The 16718-nt window shown below is 74.8% G+C and carries 15 protein-coding genes; 9 read left to right on the top strand and 6 right to left on the bottom strand.

All coding sequences use genetic code 11. From position 1 onward, the window contains the following. The first annotated feature begins 63 nt into the window (after positions 1 to 63). Positions 64 to 1236 carry an acyl-CoA dehydrogenase family protein gene (locus tag IE295_RS31990; RefSeq protein ID WP_190067304.1) on the top strand — a complete coding sequence of 391 codons (1173 nt, stop codon included), beginning with the start codon at positions 64 to 66 and terminating at the stop codon, positions 1234 to 1236. 102 nt (positions 1237 to 1338) lie between these two features. Here IE295_RS31990 and IE295_RS31985 read toward each other — a convergent pair whose 3' ends face one another. Further along, positions 1339 to 1710, bottom strand: coding sequence for a hypothetical protein (locus IE295_RS31985; protein WP_190067303.1), 372 nt, complete (start codon positions 1708 to 1710; stop codon positions 1339 to 1341). Positions 1711 to 1905: 195 nt separating this feature from the next. Between IE295_RS31985 and IE295_RS31980 the strand changes: the two genes are divergently transcribed. The 5 genes from IE295_RS31980 (at position 1906) to fxsA (ending at position 7632) form a co-directional block, all read left to right on the top strand. Next, the gene (locus tag IE295_RS31980; RefSeq protein WP_030365423.1) at positions 1906 to 2349 is read left to right on the top strand and encodes an Lrp/AsnC family transcriptional regulator; all 444 of its coding nucleotides are present in this window, start codon (positions 1906 to 1908) and stop codon (positions 2347 to 2349) included. A 61-nt stretch (positions 2350 to 2410) separates the two neighbouring features. Further along, a complete protein-coding gene (locus tag IE295_RS31975; RefSeq protein WP_190067302.1) occupies positions 2411 to 4039 on the top strand; it encodes an amidohydrolase in 1629 nt (542 codons plus the stop codon). Positions 4040 to 4540: 501 nt separating this feature from the next. Continuing rightward, on the top strand, positions 4541 to 6226 hold the full coding sequence (lnt, locus tag IE295_RS31970) for an apolipoprotein N-acyltransferase (protein ID WP_372479809.1): 1686 nt from the start codon (positions 4541 to 4543) through the stop codon (positions 6224 to 6226). Next, the gene (locus IE295_RS31965) at positions 6223 to 7002 is read left to right on the top strand and encodes a polyprenol monophosphomannose synthase (protein ID WP_190067300.1); all 780 of its coding nucleotides are present in this window, start codon (positions 6223 to 6225) and stop codon (positions 7000 to 7002) included. Before lnt ends, IE295_RS31965 begins: the two co-directional genes overlap by 4 nt. Before the next feature lie 54 nt (positions 7003 to 7056). Then, the gene (gene fxsA / locus IE295_RS31960) at positions 7057 to 7632 is read left to right on the top strand and encodes an FxsA family membrane protein (RefSeq protein ID WP_190067299.1); all 576 of its coding nucleotides are present in this window, start codon (positions 7057 to 7059) and stop codon (positions 7630 to 7632) included. A gap of 100 nt (positions 7633 to 7732) precedes the next feature. On the opposite strand, the gene IE295_RS31955 is transcribed toward fxsA, so the two are convergent. Beyond that, positions 7733 to 8107: an RNA polymerase-binding protein RbpA gene (locus tag IE295_RS31955; protein WP_004948858.1), complete on the bottom strand. Its 375-nt coding sequence runs from the start codon at positions 8105 to 8107 to the stop codon at positions 7733 to 7735. A 257-nt stretch (positions 8108 to 8364) separates the two neighbouring features. After that, on the bottom strand, positions 8365 to 9108 hold the full coding sequence (gene yczE / locus IE295_RS31950) for a membrane protein YczE (protein ID WP_190067298.1): 744 nt from the start codon (positions 9106 to 9108) through the stop codon (positions 8365 to 8367). Positions 9109 to 9172: 64 nt separating this feature from the next. Between yczE and IE295_RS31945 the strand changes: the two genes are divergently transcribed. Beyond that, the gene (locus IE295_RS31945; RefSeq protein WP_190067297.1) at positions 9173 to 10678 is read left to right on the top strand and encodes an SCO1417 family PLP biosynthesis transcription factor; all 1506 of its coding nucleotides are present in this window, start codon (positions 9173 to 9175) and stop codon (positions 10676 to 10678) included. A gap of 30 nt (positions 10679 to 10708) precedes the next feature. On the opposite strand, the gene IE295_RS31940 is transcribed toward IE295_RS31945, so the two are convergent. Both IE295_RS31940 and IE295_RS31935 read right to left on the bottom strand, forming a co-directional pair. Beyond that, positions 10709 to 12280, bottom strand: a complete 1572-nt coding sequence (locus IE295_RS31940) for a hypothetical protein (protein ID WP_190067296.1) — start codon at positions 12278 to 12280, stop codon at positions 10709 to 10711. Between the two features lie 33 nt (positions 12281 to 12313). Continuing rightward, positions 12314 to 12508 (bottom strand): hypothetical protein, encoded by a 195-nt coding sequence (locus tag IE295_RS31935; protein ID WP_190067295.1) that lies wholly within the window; start codon positions 12506 to 12508, stop codon positions 12314 to 12316. A 106-nt stretch (positions 12509 to 12614) separates the two neighbouring features. On the opposite strand from IE295_RS31935, the gene IE295_RS31930 reads away from it, so the two are divergent. Continuing rightward, positions 12615 to 13031 carry an ankyrin repeat domain-containing protein gene (locus tag IE295_RS31930; protein ID WP_190067294.1) on the top strand — a complete coding sequence of 139 codons (417 nt, stop codon included), beginning with the start codon at positions 12615 to 12617 and terminating at the stop codon, positions 13029 to 13031. A gap of 131 nt (positions 13032 to 13162) precedes the next feature. Beyond that, positions 13163 to 15157 carry a glycoside hydrolase gene (locus IE295_RS31925; RefSeq protein ID WP_190067293.1) on the top strand — a complete coding sequence of 665 codons (1995 nt, stop codon included), beginning with the start codon at positions 13163 to 13165 and terminating at the stop codon, positions 15155 to 15157. Here IE295_RS31925 and IE295_RS31920 read toward each other — a convergent pair. Next, positions 15147 to 16706 carry an ATP-dependent DNA ligase gene (locus tag IE295_RS31920; RefSeq protein ID WP_190067292.1) on the bottom strand — a complete coding sequence of 520 codons (1560 nt, stop codon included), beginning with the start codon at positions 16704 to 16706 and terminating at the stop codon, positions 15147 to 15149. The two genes, IE295_RS31925 and IE295_RS31920, sit on opposite strands and share 11 nt — an antisense overlap. Between the last annotated feature and the right edge of the window lie 12 nt (positions 16707 to 16718).

The raw sequence follows: 16718 nt of genomic DNA, 5'->3' as shown, positions 1-16718 counted from the left end.
GACGGCGCCGACACCCTTGCGCGCCCGCCGCCGCAGCGCCCGACAGGGAGGAGAGCCGCCGTCATGACCGATCACGGCCCGCAGCCGGTGGAGCGTCAGCTGCCCACCGAGGAGGCCCGCGACCTGATCTCGCTCGTGCGGGAACTGGTCCAGCGCGAGATCGCGCCCCACGTGGCCGAGGAGGAGGACGCCGGCCGCTTCCCGCGCGACCTCTTCCGGCTGCTCTCCGCCTCAGGACTGCTGGCGCTGCCCTACGCCGAGGAATCCGGCGGCGGCGACCAGCCCTACGAGGTCTACCTCCAGGTGCTGGAGGAACTCGCCGCGGCCCGGCTGACCGTGGGCCTCGGCGTCAGCGTCCACACCCTCGCCTGCCACGCCCTCGCCGGCTACGGCACCAAGGAACAGCGGGCCGAGCACCTCCCCGCCATGCTCGGCGGCGGGCTCCTGGGCGCCTACTGCCTCTCCGAGCCGTCCTCCGGCTCCGACGCCGCCTCCCTGCGCACCCGCGCCACGCGCTCCGGCGACACCTGGACCCTCGAGGGCACCAAGGCGTGGATCACCCACGGCGGCATCGCGGACTTCTACACCGTGCTGGCGCGTACGGGCGGCGAGGGGGCGCACGGCATCACCGCCTTCCTCGTGCCCGGGGACGCCCCCGGCCTGTCCGCCGCGCCCCCCGAGCGCAAGATGGGCCTGAAGGGCTCGCCCACGGCCCAACTGCACTTCGACGGGGTACAGGTGGCCGACGCCCGCCGCATCGGCGACGAGGGGCAGGGCTTCGCCATCGCGCTGTCCGCCCTCGACTCCGGCCGCCTGGGCATCGCCGCGTGCGCGATCGGCGTCGCCCAGGCGGCGCTGGACGCCGCCCTCGCCTTCGTCGCCGAACGGCGGCAGTTCGGGCGCCCGCTGGCCGACTTCCAGGGCCTGCGCTTCATGCTCGCGGACATGGCCACCCAGATCGAGGCCGGCCGCGCGCTGTACCTGGCGGCCGCCCGGCTGCGCGACGCGGGACGGCCCTTCTCCAAGGAAGCGGCCATGGCCAAGCTCTTCTGCACCGACGCCGGAATGCGGATCACCACCGACGCCGTCCAGCTCATGGGCGGTTACGGCTACACCGCGGACTTCCCCGCCGAGCGCTACATGCGCGAGGCCAAGGTCCTGCAGATCGTCGAGGGCACCAACCAGATCCAGCGGATGGTCGTCGCCCGGCACCTGGCCGGCCCCGAGTCCCGCTGACCCGGACCCCGGTCCCACCGGGCGCACCACGGCCCGGCGGCCGACGGCACCTCACGGTCCGTCCGCCCCGGGCCGAAGGCCTCGCGCGGGCGCCCGGCTCCGCTACGACGAGCGGCGCATCCCCGGAACGCGGCGCGGCCGCGAACCCGGGCCGCCGATGTGCGAGAAGGGCTGCGTCCGCCAGTCCAGGCTCTCCGGCAGCGTGAGCAGCAGGGCCGCGTCCAGGCCCTGGGCGTCCAGGGACTCGTCGGCCGCGGTGGCGTCCTCCACGCCGCGCCCCGAGCCCGGGCAGACCGTGAGCCCGAACGGGTTCCACGGCGACGGGCACAGCGCGTGCTCCGGGAGCACGTCCTCGTCGGCGAGCAGCGCGATGGGCCGCGCGCAGTCCGGGCACGTCACCCGGAACATGTCATAGGTGTCGGTCTCGAACAGGCCGCCTTCGCCGTCGTTCTCCAGGCGTTCCAGGCTGGGCATAGTGTTTCTCCCCCTCGGATGGGCCGGCCAGGCCTCCCGGCCTCGGCCACAGCAAGCACTTCCCTATTGGAGAGCCGGGTAATCGCCAGACCCGGGAGGACACGGGTGCGCGCCTGTGGCATTTGTCACAGGGGTCGTGCGCCTGTGGTACCGCCGACTGTGCCGGGCGCACCGGGACACAGTAGGTTGATCCGCGTGGAGGAGTTGGACAGAGAGATCGTGGAACTGCTCGTCAAGGACGGGCGGATGAGCTACACCGACCTGGGCAAGGCCACGGGCCTGTCCACGTCGGCGGTGCACCAGCGCGTGCGCCGGCTCGAACAGCGGGGCGTCATCCGCGGCTACGCCGCGGTCGTCGACCCCGAGGCCGTCGGGCTGCCCCTCACCGCGTTCATCTCGGTGAAGCCGTTCGACCCGAGCGCGCCGGACGACATCGCGGACCGGCTCGCCGAGATCCCCGAGATCGAGGCGTGCCACAGCGTGGCGGGCGACGAGAACTACATCCTCAAGGTGCGCGTGGCCACGCCGCTGGAGCTCGAGCATCTGCTGGCCCGCATCCGCTCGTTGGCGGGGGTGTCGACCCGCACCACGATCGTGCTGTCCACGCCCTACGAGGCACGGCCGCCACGGGTGGGGTGACACGGCCGGGGCCGGGCCCCGGTGACGACGACGGGCCCGCCGGGCGGCAGACTTACCTCCCATGAGCGAGCGTCCCGAGAAGACCGTCCTGCTGCGAGGCGGCGACGTGCACAGCCCCGCCGACCCCTTCGCCACCGCCATGGTCGTCGAGCGCGGCCACGTCGCCTGGGTCGGCTCCGAAGGCGCGGCCGACTCCTTCGCCGACGGCGTCGACGAGGTGATCGACCTGCGCGGGGCGCTGGTCACCCCCGCGTTCACCGACGCGCACGTGCACACCACCGCCACCGGGCTGGCCCTGACCGGCCTCGACCTCACCGGCGTGGACACGCTCGCCGGCGCCCTGGAACGGGTACGGGCGCACGCCGCCGCCCGGCCCGCCGACCGGGTGCTGCTGGGGCACGGCTGGGACGCCAGCGCCTGGCCCGAGCGGCGGCCGCCGTCCCGCCGGGAGCTCGACGAGGCCGCCGGCGGCCGGCCGCTCTACCTCACCCGGGCCGACGTGCACTCCGCCGTCGTCACCACCGCCCTGCTCGACCTCGTCCCGCACGCCCGGGACCTGTCCGGGTACGCCCCCGACGCGCCCCTGACCGGCGCCGCCCACCACGCCGTGCGCGCCGCCGCGTACGACAGCGTCACCCCCGCCCAGCGCGCCGAGGCGCAGCGCGCGGCGCTCGCCCGCGCGGCATCGCTGGGCATCGGCTCCGTCCACGAGTGCGCCGGGCCCGAGATCTCCGGCGCCGACGACCTCACCGGCCTGCTGCGCCTGGCCGCCGAGGAGCCCGGCCTCCGGGTGACCGGCTACTGGGCCGAGGCGATCACCTCGCCCGAGGGCGCCGCCCGCGTCCGCGAGCTCGGCGCGATCGGCGCGGCCGGCGACCTCTTCGTCGACGGCTCCCTCGGCTCCCACACCGCCTGCCTCCACGAGCCCTACGCCGACGCCCCGGACGGCACCGGCGCCGCCCACCTCGACGCCGGCGCCATCGCCGCCCACGTCACCGCCTGCACCGAGGCGGGCATCCAGGCCGGCTTCCACGCCATCGGCGACGCCGCGCTGAGCGCCGTCGTCGAGGGCGTGCGGGCGGCCGCCGACCGGCTCGGCCTGGCGCGCGTGCGCGCCGCCCGGCACCGCGTCGAGCACGCGGAGATGCTCTCCCCCGAGCTGATCGCCGCGTTCGCCGAACTCGCCCTGACCGCCTCCGTCCAGCCCGCCTTCGACGCCGCCTGGGGCGGCGAGGACGCGATGTACGCCCAGCGGCTGGGCCGTGAGCGCGCCCGCACCCTCAACCCCTACGCCGCCATGCTGCGGGCCGGCGTCCCGCTCGCCCTCGGCTCCGACAGCCCCGTCACCCCCCTCGACCCGTGGGGCACCGTCCGGGCCGCCGCCTTCCACCGCACGCCCGAGCACCGGATCTCGGTGCGCGCCGCCTTCACGGCCCACACCCGCGGCGGCTGGCGGGCCATCGGCCGCGACGACGCGGGGGTGCTGGTGCCGGGCGCGCCCGCCGACTACGCGGTGTGGGAGGCCGGCGACCTCGTGGTGCAGGTGCCCGACAACCGCGTCGCCAACTGGTCCACCGACCCCCGCTCGGGCACGCCCGGCCTGCCCGACCTCACCCCCGGCACCCCGCTGCCGGTCTGTCTGCGCACGGTCGTGGGCGGGCGCACGGTCCACGCGCGCCCGAACGGGTGACGCGACAAGATCCGCGTACCGCCGAACGACGTGCCCCGGCCCGCCGCGGCGCGCCGTCATCTGCCGTACTGACCTGCTGATTTGAACGGGGCACGCAGGTCGGGAGGGTGTTGACACGGTGCGGGCGGCGGCCGGTAGGTTCTCCGCTGTCCACCACAGGACGTCCGGCCGGGGAACCTCCACGCAGTCGTCGAACGCCGCTGGGCCATGGGGCGGGGTGCCGAGCAGGCGCGCCACCACTGGGAGCCAGGTCCAGCGCACGAGGGGCGGGGGAGGTTCGGCCAGGCCGGCAGGTGTGACCCGGGTGGGGCCCGGAGGTTCAGTAGACAACGGCTCTCGGGCGACCCGCAGCCAGCGGATCCCAGGCCGGCCCGAAGGACGCCGGGCCCCCATTCCGCCCTCCCCGAGGGGCCGCCCGAAGCGCACCCGGCGGGCTGCCGGGCGTCCGGAGCGAGGTACGGTCAGCTGATAATCCCGAAAGCTCCAGGAAGGCCGCCGACCGTGCCCTCGGGCCCCGAAACCACTCCAGAAGCCGCCGTGAGCCCCTCGGCGGCCGCCGGCGCGTCCCGCGACCCGGTCGCGGACGCCCGCCCCGGACGGGCCGTGCGGCTGGCCCGCCTCGCCCGCCGCGAGGCCCCCCGCACCGCCCTGGCCCTCGTCGGCGGACTGGCCCTGGCGGCCGCCTTCCCGCCCTACGGCCTGTGGCCGCTGTCCGTCGTGGCCGTCGCCGCGCTGGCACTGCTGACCCGGGGGCGCACGGCACGCCAGGGCGCCTGGACCGGCTTCGCCTTCGCGCTGCCCTTCTTCTTCGTCCTGCTGCGCTGGCTGCACGTGGTCGGCTACGACGCGGTGGTGGGCCTGTCGGTCGCCGAGGCGCTGTTCGTGGCCGCGCTCGGCGCCGGGCTCGCGGTGACCTCGCGGCTGCCCGCGTGGCCGCTGTGGGGCGCCTGCCTGTGGATCGCCCAGGAGTGGGCCCGGGACCGGCTGCCGTTCGGCGGCTTCCCGTGGGGCCGGCTGGCCTTCGCCAACACCGGCTCGCCCTTCACCCCGCTCGCGGCCCTCGGCGGCGCCCCCCTGGTGACCTTCGGCGTGGCCCTGACGGGCGGCCTGCTGGCGTACGCGCTGTCCGCCGCGCACCGGCTGCGGGCCGGCGGCCCCCGGACCGTACGGGCGGCGCTGCCCGCCGTGGAGGCGGTGGCCCTCGCGGTGGCCGTGGTCCTCGCGGGGTACGCCGTGCCCGTGCCCACCAAGGCCGACGACACCACCGACATCGCGATCGTCCAGGGCAACGTGCAGAACCCGGGCATGAACTTCCTCGGCCGCCCGATGATGATCCTCGACAACCACGTCGAGGCGACGCTGAAGCTGGCGCGGGACATCAAGGCGGGCAAGGCGAAGAAGCCGGACCTGGTGATCTGGCCGGAGAACTCCTCCGACCTCGATCCCTTCCAGTACCCCGAGGCCTACGACCGGATCGAGGAGGCGGTCAAGGCCGTCGGCGTCCCCGTCCTGGTGGGCGCCCTCATCGACCACCCCGGCAAGCAGGGCTACATCGACAACAAGGGCATCGTCTGGGACCCGAGGACCGGCCCCGGCGCCTCCTACGCCAAGCAGCACCCGGTGCCGTTCGGCGAGTACGTGCCCTTCCGGGGACAGCTGAGCAAGGTCATCACCCGCCTCCAGCGCGTCCCCCGCGACTTCTACCCCGGCGACCGCACCGGCGTCCTCCAGGTCGGCCCGGCCCGGCTCGGCGACGTCATCTGCTTCGAGGTCGCCTACGACGAGATCGTCCGCGAGACCGTCCGGGCCGGTGCCCGCGCCCTCGTCGTGCAGACCAACAACGCCACCTACGGCCGCACCGGCCAGCCCGAGCAGCAGCTGGCGATGTCCCGGCTGCGGGCCGTCGAGCACGGCCGCGCGGTGGTCACCGCGGCGACGAGCGGCATCAGCGCCGTCGTCGCCCCCGACGGCAGGGTGCTCCAGCGCAGCGAGGAGTTCACCCGGGACGTGATCAGCGCGAGCATCCCGCTGCGGGACGGCACGACCGTGGCCGACCGCGTGGGTGCGGGCCCCGAGTGGGCGCTCGCTATCGTGGGGCTTCTGTCCTGCGCGGCCGCTTTCCTGATCGGCCGTCGGGTGCGGCCGGAGGGAACCGAAGAGGATATGGACAAGAAGGGCCAGCTGTGAACGACGGCGGTCAGCGGAGATACGGTCCGCTCGGCACGACCTTGGTGATCATCCCGACCTACAACGAGGCGGAGAACATCAAGCCCATCGTCGCCAGGGTGCGCGAGGCCGTGCCGGAGGCGCACGTCCTCGTGGCCGACGACAACAGCCCCGACGGCACCGGCAAGCTCGCCGACGAGCTGGCGGCCGACGACGACCACGTCAAGGTGCTGCACCGCGAGGGCAAGGAGGGCCTGGGCGCGGCCTACCTGGCCGGCTTCCGCTGGGGCCTGGACAACGGCTACGGCGTGCTGGTCGAGATGGACGCCGACGGCTCCCACCAGCCGGAGGAGCTGCCCCGGCTGCTGACCGCCCTCAAGGGCGCCGACCTGGTGCTGGGCTCCCGCTGGGTGCCCGGCGGCCGGGTCGTGAACTGGCCGAAGTCGCGGGAGTTCCTCTCCCGGGGCGGCTCGACGTACTCCCGCCTCATGCTCGACGTGCCGATCCGCGACGTCACCGGCGGCTTCAGGGCCTTCCGCCGGGAGACGCTGGAGGGGCTGGGCATGGAGGACGTGGCCTCCCAGGGCTACTGCTTCCAGGTCGACCTGGCCTGGCGCGCGGTGAAGGCCGGCTTCAACGTGGTGGAGGTGCCCATCACCTTCGTCGAGCGGGAGCTCGGGGACAGCAAGATGAGCCGCGACATCGTCGCCGAGGCCCTGTGGCGCGTCACGTCCTGGGGCCTGGGCTCGCGGGCCGCGAAGGTGCTGGGCAAGGACCAGCAGGGCCCGCGGCCGTAAGGGCCCCATAAGCCCGCACCGCCCGTCGCGCCGCCGTCCGGGCACACTTGAGGCATGACGTTCGGAGCGCAGCAGCAGACGGTGAACAGCAGGCCGCCACGGCGGAGCCGGGCCCGCAGGATCGTTCCCCTCGTGGTGGCGGTCTGGGTGGTGCTGGAGGTCTGGCTGCTGACGCTGGTGGCCGGCGCGGCGGGCGGGCTGGCCGTCTTCGCCCTGCTGGCCGGGGGAGTGGTCGCCGGCTCGTACGTGATCAAGCGGGCCGGCCGCCGGGCCTGGCAGCGGCTGACGCAGTCCCTGCAGACCCCGGGCGCGGCGCCCGCGCCCGCGCCGGCGGAGGGCGGCGGCAACGCCCTGACGATGCTGGGCGGCCTGCTGCTGATGGTGCCGGGCCTGATCTCCGACGTGGCCGGGCTGCTGTGCCTCTTCCCGCCGACCCGGGCGCTCCTGCACCGCTCGCTGGGCCGGCGGCTGCGGCGGCCGGGGACGCTGGGCGACGCCTTCCAGCAGGCGCAGCAGGCCCAGCAGGCCCAGCAGGCGCGGATGGGTGACGGCAAGGTCGTCCAGGGCGAGGTGATCCGGGACGACGCCCCACCCGCGCCCCGCCACGACGACCCGCAGCTGCCGCGCTGAGCGGCGCCGCGTACGGACATGGGTACGGACAAGGGCCCGGGCCACTGCTGATCGCAGTGGCCCGGGCCCTTGGTGGTGCTGTGGAGTGCGCGTTCCGCCGTCAGGCGGACTTGCGCGTGTCGCGCGGATGCACGGCGATGTTCATGGCACCGGAGCGCAGGACGGCCAGCCGCTCGGCCAGCACCTCCTCGAGCTCCTCGCGGGTGCGCCGCTCCATGAGCATGTCCCAGTGCGTACGCGCGGGCTTGCCCTTCTTCTCCTCAGGACCGTCGCCGTCCACCAGGAGTGCCACGGCGCCGCACGCCTTGCACTCCCACTCCGGCGGAATCTCCGCCTCTACCGAGAACGGCATCTCGAATCGATGGCCGTTCGGGCATGCGTACTCCACCGCCTGGCGCGGTGCCAGATCGATGCCGCGGTCGGTCTCGTAGCTGGTCACCACGAGTCGCGTGCCGCGGAGAGCTCGCTCACTCATGAATTGTGCCTCCCGGGCTTTGTCGCCCACAGGACAGGTGTCGCTGTCGTCGTCATCCGGTCAACGTCCGGTCGGCGGTGAAGATTCCCCGTTGAGGGACATGCGTCGCCCGTCGTGCCGCCCCTTGTTGTACCCACCAGCGCCCGTTTTGTCACATCTGGCAATAGATGTCACCCTGTGTTTCCGCTGCTTGAGCGCGCAGTAACGGTCCGTCCGGTGGGTCGAAGGCGTACACTACCGGGCTGCCGGTTTCCCACCTAAACCGGGTCCGGCACTCCGTGGGCCGCGCCCTCCTCGGCGGCCGTCGCGAGGGGTGCCGAAGAGGGCCCCGCCGCGACGACCGTGCTCGTATCCGGCCGTGCGAACAGGCGCAGGAAGAACTGCGCCAGCGGGCCTATGGCCACCGCGAAGAGCACCGTGCCCATGCCCACCGAGCCGCCCAGCGCGAAGCCGGTCACCAGCACGGCGAGCTCGATGCAGGTCCGCACGAGCCGCACCGAGCGCCCCGTCCTGCGGTGCAGCCCCGTCATCAGCCCGTCGCGCGGGCCCGGCCCGAAGCGCGGCGCGATGTAGAGACCCGTCGCGACCCCGCACAGCACCACCGCGAACAGCAGCAGCGGAATCCGCACCCACAGCGTGCCGGGCGGGGCCGGCACCACGTGCAGCGTCGCGTCCACCGCCAGGCCGATCACCAGCACGTTGGAGACCGTGCCGAGCCCGGGCCGCTGCCGCAGCGGGATCCACAGCAGCAGCACCAGCGCGCCGATGGCGATCGTGACCGTACCCATCGACAGGCCCGTGTGCCGGGACACCCCCTGGTTCAGCACGTCCCACGGCGCCAGCCCGAGCCCCGCGCGCAGCTGCAGCGCGATGCTGATCCCGTACAGCGCGAGCCCGCCGTACAGCTGGACGAGACGGCGGGCGAGTGCGGACCGTGACCCTGATCCCGGTGGCGCAGACAAAGAATCCTCCCCAGTGGTGGTGCGAGTGGCTTGAGCCATGACAGTCTGTGGACTGGAGAACAGAAAGATCCATAGCCAATCCCGGGAAGGTGGACCGCAAGCCATGACCCAGTGGACCTCTTCGGTCGGAGCGCCCCAGCTGGCGCGCCTCCTCGGCTCGCAGCACACGCGCGACACCGTCACACCCCTCGGCGGCAGACGGCTGCCCGCCTACCGCTCGCTGGCCGACGGCATCCGGCTGCTCGTCCTCGAGGGGCGCGTCCCCGTGGCCGCCCGCCTGCCCGCCGAGCGCGAGCTGGCCGCCGCCCTGTCGGTGAGCCGCACCACCGTCGCCGCCGCCTACGAGGCGCTGCGCGGCGAGGGCTTCCTGGAGTCCCGCCGCGGCGCGGGCAGCTGGACCGCCGTGCCCGCCGGCAGCCCGCTGCCCACCCGGGCGCTGGACCCGCTGCCGCCGGAGGCCGCCGCCTCGGTGATCGACCTCGGCTGCGCGGCGCTGACCGCTCCCGAGCCCTGGCTCACCCGCGCCCTGCAGGGCGCCCTCGAGGAGCTGCCGCCCTACGCCCACACCCACGGCGACTACCCGGCCGGCCTGCCCGCCCTGCGCCAGGCCGTCGCCGACCGCTACACCGCCCGCGGCGTCCCCACCATGCCCGAGCAGATCATGATCACCACCGGTGCCATGGGCGCCGTCGCCGCCATCTGCCGGCTGATGGCCGGGCGCGGCGAGCGGGTCGCCGTGGAGTCGCCCTCCTACGCCAACGTCCTGCAGCTCATGCGCGAGGCCGGCGCCCGGCTGGTGCCCGTGGCGATGGCCGACCGGCTCACCGGCTGGGACCTGCACGCCTGGCGGCAGGTGCTGCGCGACGCCGCGCCCCGCATGGCCTACGTCATCGCCGACTTCCACAACCCCACCGGCGCCCTGGCGCCCGAGGAGCAGCGCCGGGAGCTGGTCGAGGCGGCCCGGGCCGCCGGCACGCTGCTGGTCGCCGACGAGACCATGTCCGAGCTCGTCCTGGAGGACGGCCTCGAACTGCCCCGGCCCGTCTGCGCCTTCGACCCCGCCGGCAACGCCGTCATCACCGTCGGCTCGGCCAGCAAGTCCTTCTGGGCCGGGCTGCGCATCGGCTGGGTGCGCGCCGCCCCGGACGTGATCCGCAACCTGATCGCGGCCCGCGCCTACGCCGACCTGGGCACGCCCGTCATCGACCAGCTCGCCGTCACCTGGCTGCTGAACACCGGAGGCTGGGACTCCGCCCTCGGGATCCGGCGCGAGCAGACGCGCGAGAACAGGGACGCCGTCGTCGCGGCCGTCCGGCGGCACCTGCCCGACTGGGAGTTCACCGTTCCGCGCGGCGGCCTCACGCTGTGGGCGCGCACCGGCGGGCTGTCCGGTTCCCGGATCGCCGAGGCGGCGGAGCGGCTGGGGGTGCGGGTGCCGTCGGGTCCGCGCTTCGGCGTCGACGGTGCCTTCGAGGGGTACGTGCGGCTGCCGTTCACGGTGGGCGCCCCGGTCGCCGAACAGGCCGCGACCCGGCTGGCCGAGGCCACCCGCCTGGTGGCCAGCGGGGCCACCGCCGCCGTCGAGACGCCCCGCACGTACGTGGCCTGAGCGGGCGGCCCGGCCACGCGGCCCGGGGCGCTACGAGGTCCGGACCGGCAGCATCCCGTCGCCCCCGGCGGCGACGGCCCCGGGCGCGCCCGCGGCGCCGGGCCACTCCGGCAGCAGCCGCAGCACCGCCTCCCGCTGGGCGTCGGCCGTCTCCTCGTCGTACGGGTCCGGGGTCGCCGGCACCTGCAGCCGGTGCACGCCGCCCGGGCCCAGCCGGGCGTAGCCCCGGCCGGGCGGCGTGTCCTCGGCGGGCGTGGTGTGCGGGGCGGCGCCCAGCGCCGTCGCCGCCCCCTCGGCGGTGGCCGGGCCGAGCACCACCCGGGCCCCGGTGTGGGCGAACAGCGCCTCGGCGAGCAGTCCGGCCGCCTCCAGCCGCTCGCCGACCGCGACGGTGACGTTGGCGGTCCGCCCGTGCCGCAGCGGCACCTGGAGCAGTTCCTGCGGATCCCGGCGCCCCTCGGCGGCGGCGAGCCGGCTGAGCGCGGCGGGCCGGTCGACGACGATCCACAGGGGCCGGCGGATGTCGTCGGGCACCGGACGGCCGTTGCGGCGGGCGTAGGTGGCGGCCATCAGCCGCCGCTCCGTCTCGTGGCAGGCCCACTCCAGGATGGCGAGCGCGTCCGTGGCCGAGCACTCCACGGCCAGCACGCCCTCGCGGCCCGCCAGGCACGCGTAGCCGCCCGTGCCGGCCCCGTCGAGCACCACCGCGTCGCCGTGGTGCAGGGCCTGCAGCGCGACCGAGCGCAGCAGGGTGGTGATGCCGCCGCCGGGCCGGCCCAGGGCCAGCAGGTGGGGCTCGGTGGAGCGCGGGCCCGTGCGCCAGACGACCGGCGGCGCGTCGCGGGTGTCCTCGCCGACGGTCACCGGCAGCGTCCGCTGGACGGAGGAGGGGTCGGTGAAGCCCAGCACCGTCTCGCCCGGGGCGGTCACGAAGCGCTGGGCCCCGATGTCGGCGGGCAGCGGGGGGAGGACGCTCACCTCGAGGCGGTTGGCGGCCTCGTCCCAGGCGAAGCGGTACTCCCGGCCCCGGCCGGCCTTGAGCTGCAGCAGCTGCTCGATCCGGGTGCGGGCGCCGCCCTCGCCGTCGGTGAAGTAGCCGGGGTAGCGCAGTCGCAGGGAGGTCAGCCGCCCCTGGTCGTCGAAGGCGTGCCCGTCGAAGACGGTGCTCCAGTCGCCGCCGTGCTCGTACAGCGGACTGGGGTCCTCCGGGGAGGCCAGGTAGGGCACCAGGGCCTCGTACAGCGCCTGCAGCCGGTCGTTCTCCGCGTCGTCCGGCTCCTCGGGCTCCGGCGCCCGTTCGCGGCCGGCCCAGGCGCCCGCGGCGACCAGGGCCGCGGTGGCCAGTGGCGGTCCGTACGGCATGAGTGCCACGATGACGAGGGAGGATCCCATCAGCAGCAGCGAGGGGCCGCGCCGGTCGGCGGGCATCCGCAGCCAGCCGCGTACGGCCGCCACGGCCAGCCGGCGCAGCCCCCGCACGACCACGAACAGCGGGTGGAGGACGTCCCTGGTGTTCTCGGCGGCGTCGCGGGCGAGCTCCCTGCCCCGGACGAGCGAGGTGCCGCCGGTCGTCGGGATGCGGGGGAGCGAGCGCCGGCCCACGTCGGCCTCCTGGGGTCGCTGCGGAGGGCGGGGCTAGAACTTGATGCCGCCCAGCAGGTTGGCGAGGCTCGCGCCGCCCGCGCGGATGCTGGGGGCGATGCCGGTGCTCGCGAGGTAGAAGCCGAACAGGGCGCAGACCAGCCCGTGCGAGGCCTTGAGGTTGTCCTTGCGGAAGAACAGGAAGACGACGATACCGAGGAGCACGACGCCCGAGATGGAGAGGATCATTGGTATCTCCTGCGGAACTGGGGGGCGGTCACCATGAGTCCCTCCAGCTTCACAGAAAGTATTATTCCGGCAACTGGGGATACACCCGTACGGAGGATGGCAGACCATGACCGGACCCTCGCCCGAGACCGAAGAGCCCGCCCACGACCCCGAGGTGCTGCAGCTCGCCGCCAAGGTCTTCGACCTGGCGCGGCACGGTGACACCGACACCCTGGCCGCCTATGTGGACGCAGGCGTTCCGGCGAATCTGACCAACGACCGGGGCGACTCGCTCGTCATGCTCGCCGCCTACCACGGTCACGTCGCCGCCGTCACCGCGCTCCTCGAGCGCGGCGCCGACCCCAACCGGCCCAACGACCGCGGCCAGACGCCGCTGGCCGGCGCCGTCTTCAAGGGCGAGACCGAGGCCGTCCGCGTACTGGTGGCCCATGGCGCGGACCCCGCCGCCGGCATGCCGTCCGCCCTCGACACCGCCGCCATGTTCGCCCGCCAGGACCTGCTGGAGCTGCTCCAGGGCGAGTGACGCGAGAGCCCGGCGCAGGGCGCTGACCGGCGCGCTGACGCGCCCTCAGCGCCCTCGCCGCACGCTACGCGACGCATGGATCAACGACGCCCTCTCACAAGCTTCTTAAGACCGGGCGTTATCAACTCCTCATGCACTTCGACGCCTCACGCCCCACCGTCCGTGCCGCGGCCGTCGCCCTCGCCGCGACGCTCTCCGCCGTCACCCTCGCACCCACCGCCCACGCCGCGCCCCGGCCCCCGCAGGCCGCCGTGCGCGTGCACGGCGACGCCGTCGAGCTTCCCGTCCGGGGCGGCACCGCCACGGTCGACACCACCACCCTGCGCGTGACGGCCCGTACGCCGCAGGGGACCGTCGAACTCTCCGCCCCGGCCGCCACCGCCCCGGGGAAGCCGTCCGCCGTGACCGCCACGGCGGACGGCGCCCGCTGGACGTACCCCGGCACGGGCCTGGCCGTCACCGCCCGCGCCGACAAGGGCCGCCTCCTGGTCTCCATACGGTCCACCGGCACCGCCGACCGCACCCTGAAGTGGCCCGTCACCGGGGCCGACCCCACCGCCACGGCGCTGCAGATCCCCCGCGGCGAGGGACTGTCCGTCCCCGTGGCCGACCCCTTCTGGAACGGCTCCGACAACGGCCTCGCCGGCAGCGAGACCGCCATGGACGCCGGGCTGACCCTCCCGCTGTGGGGCTACACCATGGGCCGGCACGGCGTCAGCTACCTCGTGCCCACCGACATCGGCACCACCCTCGGCATCGCCTCCGCACAGGGGCGGCTGCGCGCCACCGCCGCCCACACCTTCTCCCGCGACGAGGGCACCACGGAATACACCGTCGCCCTCTCCCTCACCGACGGCTCACCGGTCGCCCCCGCCGCCGACTACCGCGCCTGGCTCGGCGAACACGGGCAGCTCGGCAGCCTCCAGCGCAAGATCAAGGCCCTTCCCGCCACGGAGAAGCTGCTCGGCGCCTTCCACGCCTACGTCTGGGGCGAGGCACGCACCGCCGAGGGCATCCGCAGGCTCCGCGCGCTGGGCGTGGACCGCATGTGGCTCGGCGACGGCACCGACCAGGGCCCCATGAGCCCGGCCGCCGTCGCCGAGGCCAAGAAGGCCGGCTACCTCGTCGGACCGTACGACTCCTTCGCCAACGGCCAGGACCCCAAGACCTCCGACTCCACCACCTCCACCTGGCCCGACCGCGTCTACCCCGACTTCTGCGTCCAGGGCGCCGACGGCAAGCCCGTGACCGGCTTCCACGACCGCGGCTGCTACCTCAGCACCGAGGCCCTCGAGAAGGCCGAACCCACCCGCCACTACCTCGCCGACCGCACCCGGGCGATGACGGCCAACGGCGCCGACAGCTACTTCCTCGACGTCGACTCCGCCGGCGAACTCTTCCGCGACCACAGCACCGCCCACCCCATGACCAAGGCCCGCGACCGCGCCAACCGCCTGGCCCGCATGAAGCGCCTGACCGACGACCACCGCCTCGTGCTCGGCTCCGAATCGGCCGGCGCCTGGTCCAACGAGGCGCTCGCCTTCGACCACGGCTCCGGCACCCCCGTGGCCGACGGGCTGTGGAAGGCCGAGAAGGACAAGGAGAAGTGGGGCGGCTACGCCCCCGCCAAGGCCCCCGCCCTCTTCTTCAAGCCCGCCGAACTCCCCGCCGACGTCGCCAAGGCCATGTACGACCCCGCCTACCGCGTCCCCCTCTTCGAGACCGCGCTGCACGACTCCCTGGTCAACACCGAGCGCTGGGAGCTGCCCTACGACAAGCTGCCGCGCCAGAAGACCACCCGCGCCCTGCTCGCCATGCTCTACAACACCCCCCTCAACTACGCCCTCGACGGCGACTCCCTGACCAGGAACGGAGCCGAACTCGCCGCCCTGCAGAAGTACTTCGCCCCCCTCCACAAGGCAGCCGGCACCCAGGCCATGACCGGCTTCCGCACCCTGAACGCCGACCGCACCGTCCAGCGCACCGTCTTCGGCGACGGCACCCTCACCGTCACCGCCAACTTCGGCACCACCGCCCACGACGGCCTGCCCGGCGGCTGCGTCGACGCCAGGCTCCGCGGCGAGAAGGACGCCCGCCGCCTCTGCCCCGCCGACCTCACCCGCTAGCCGGCCCCCCGGCCGCGGCGCCCAGGGCCAGCACGGTCTCCACCGTGTCGGCCTCCGCCGCCGTCTTGTCCTCCCGGTACCGCACGACCCGCGCGAAGCGCAGGGTCACCCCCGCCGGATACCGGGAGGACCGCTGCAGCCCGTCGAAGGCGATCTCCACCACCAGCTCCGGCCGGACCCTCACCACCTGGCCGTCGTCGCTCACCGCCAGCTCCCGCAGCCGCCCGGTCTGCCAGGCCAGCACCGCGTCCGTCAGCCCCTTGAACGTCTTGCCGAGCATCGCGAACGAGCCGTCCGGCCGGCGCGCCCCCAGATGCAGGTTCGACAGCTTCCCCCGGCGCCGGCCGTGCCCCCACTCGGCGGCCAGCACCACCAGGTCCAGGGTGTGGACCGGCTTCACCTTCAGCCACGCGGCCCCCCGCCTGCCCGCGCTGTAGGCCGCGTCCAGCGCCTTGACCATCACCCCCTCGTGCCCGCGCCGCAGCACCTCCGCCGAGAACTCCCGCGCCGCCGCCCGCGCCCCCTCGTCCGACGGATCCGCCACCACCAGCCGCCGCACCCGCATCGGCCCGGGCACCACGCGGGCCAGCACCGCGTGCCGCCCGGCCGTCGGCATCGCCAGCAGCTCCCGGCCGTCGACCGCCAGCACGTCGAAGAACACCGGCGACAGCGGGAAGGCCGCCCCCGCCCCCGCCACGTCCAGCCGCGAGCCCACGCGCCCGGCGATGTCCTGGAAGGCGTGCGGGCGCCCGTCCGCGTCCAGCGCGATCACCTCCCCGTCCAGCACCGCCGAGTCCACCGGCAGCGCCAGCGCCGCCACGGCCACCTCCGGCAGCCGCCCAGTGATCTCGTCCAGTGTCCGCGTGTAGACGCGCACCTCCCCGCCGTCCCGGTGCACCTGCACCCGGATCCCGTCCAGCTTCTCCTCCACCGCGCACGGCCCCAGCCGGTCCAGCGCCTCGTCGACGTCCCCCGCGCTCTGCGCCAGCATCGGCAGCACCGGCCGGCCCACCCGCAGACGGAACTCCGCCAGCGCCGCCGGGCCCCGGTCCAGCAGCGCACGGGCCACCGCGCCCAGCGAGCCGCCGAGCATCACCGCCCGCCGCACGTCCTCCGGCGCCGCGCCGGCCGCGGCCGCCAGACCCTCGACGGCGAGCGCGTCCAGGGCGCCCTGGCGCAGCTCCCCGCCGATCAGGCGGAAGAGGAAGTCCTGCTCCTCGGCGGTGGCCGCGCCCAGCAGCTCGCCGACCAGGCGCCGGCGTTCGGCCTGGGCGCCCGCTCCCGCCACGGCCGCGATCGCCGAGAACGCCCGGTCGACGTCGCCCACCGTCAGCGTGGGCTCGGCGGCCGGGGCGGGCGCGTCGCGCAGGGTGCTCCACCCGACGCCGATCCTGCGCTGCGGCAGCCGTCCGGCGAGGTAGGGGATGACGAGCGGCGCCTCGTCGGGGTCGGCGTCGCGGAAGAGGCCGGCCAGCAGGGCGGTCTTCTTCGTGCGGGCGCTCGTCGCCGCGACCTCCCCGGACACGCGTGCGACCTCGGCGAGCAGCATGACTCCATGGTG

This window comes from Streptomyces griseocarneus (assembly GCF_014655595.1).
GTDB lineage: Bacteria > Actinomycetota > Actinomycetes > Streptomycetales > Streptomycetaceae > Streptomyces > Streptomyces griseocarneus.
Note: the sequence above shows the minus strand (reverse complement) of the source record. Positions and strands in the feature narration are given on the sequence as shown.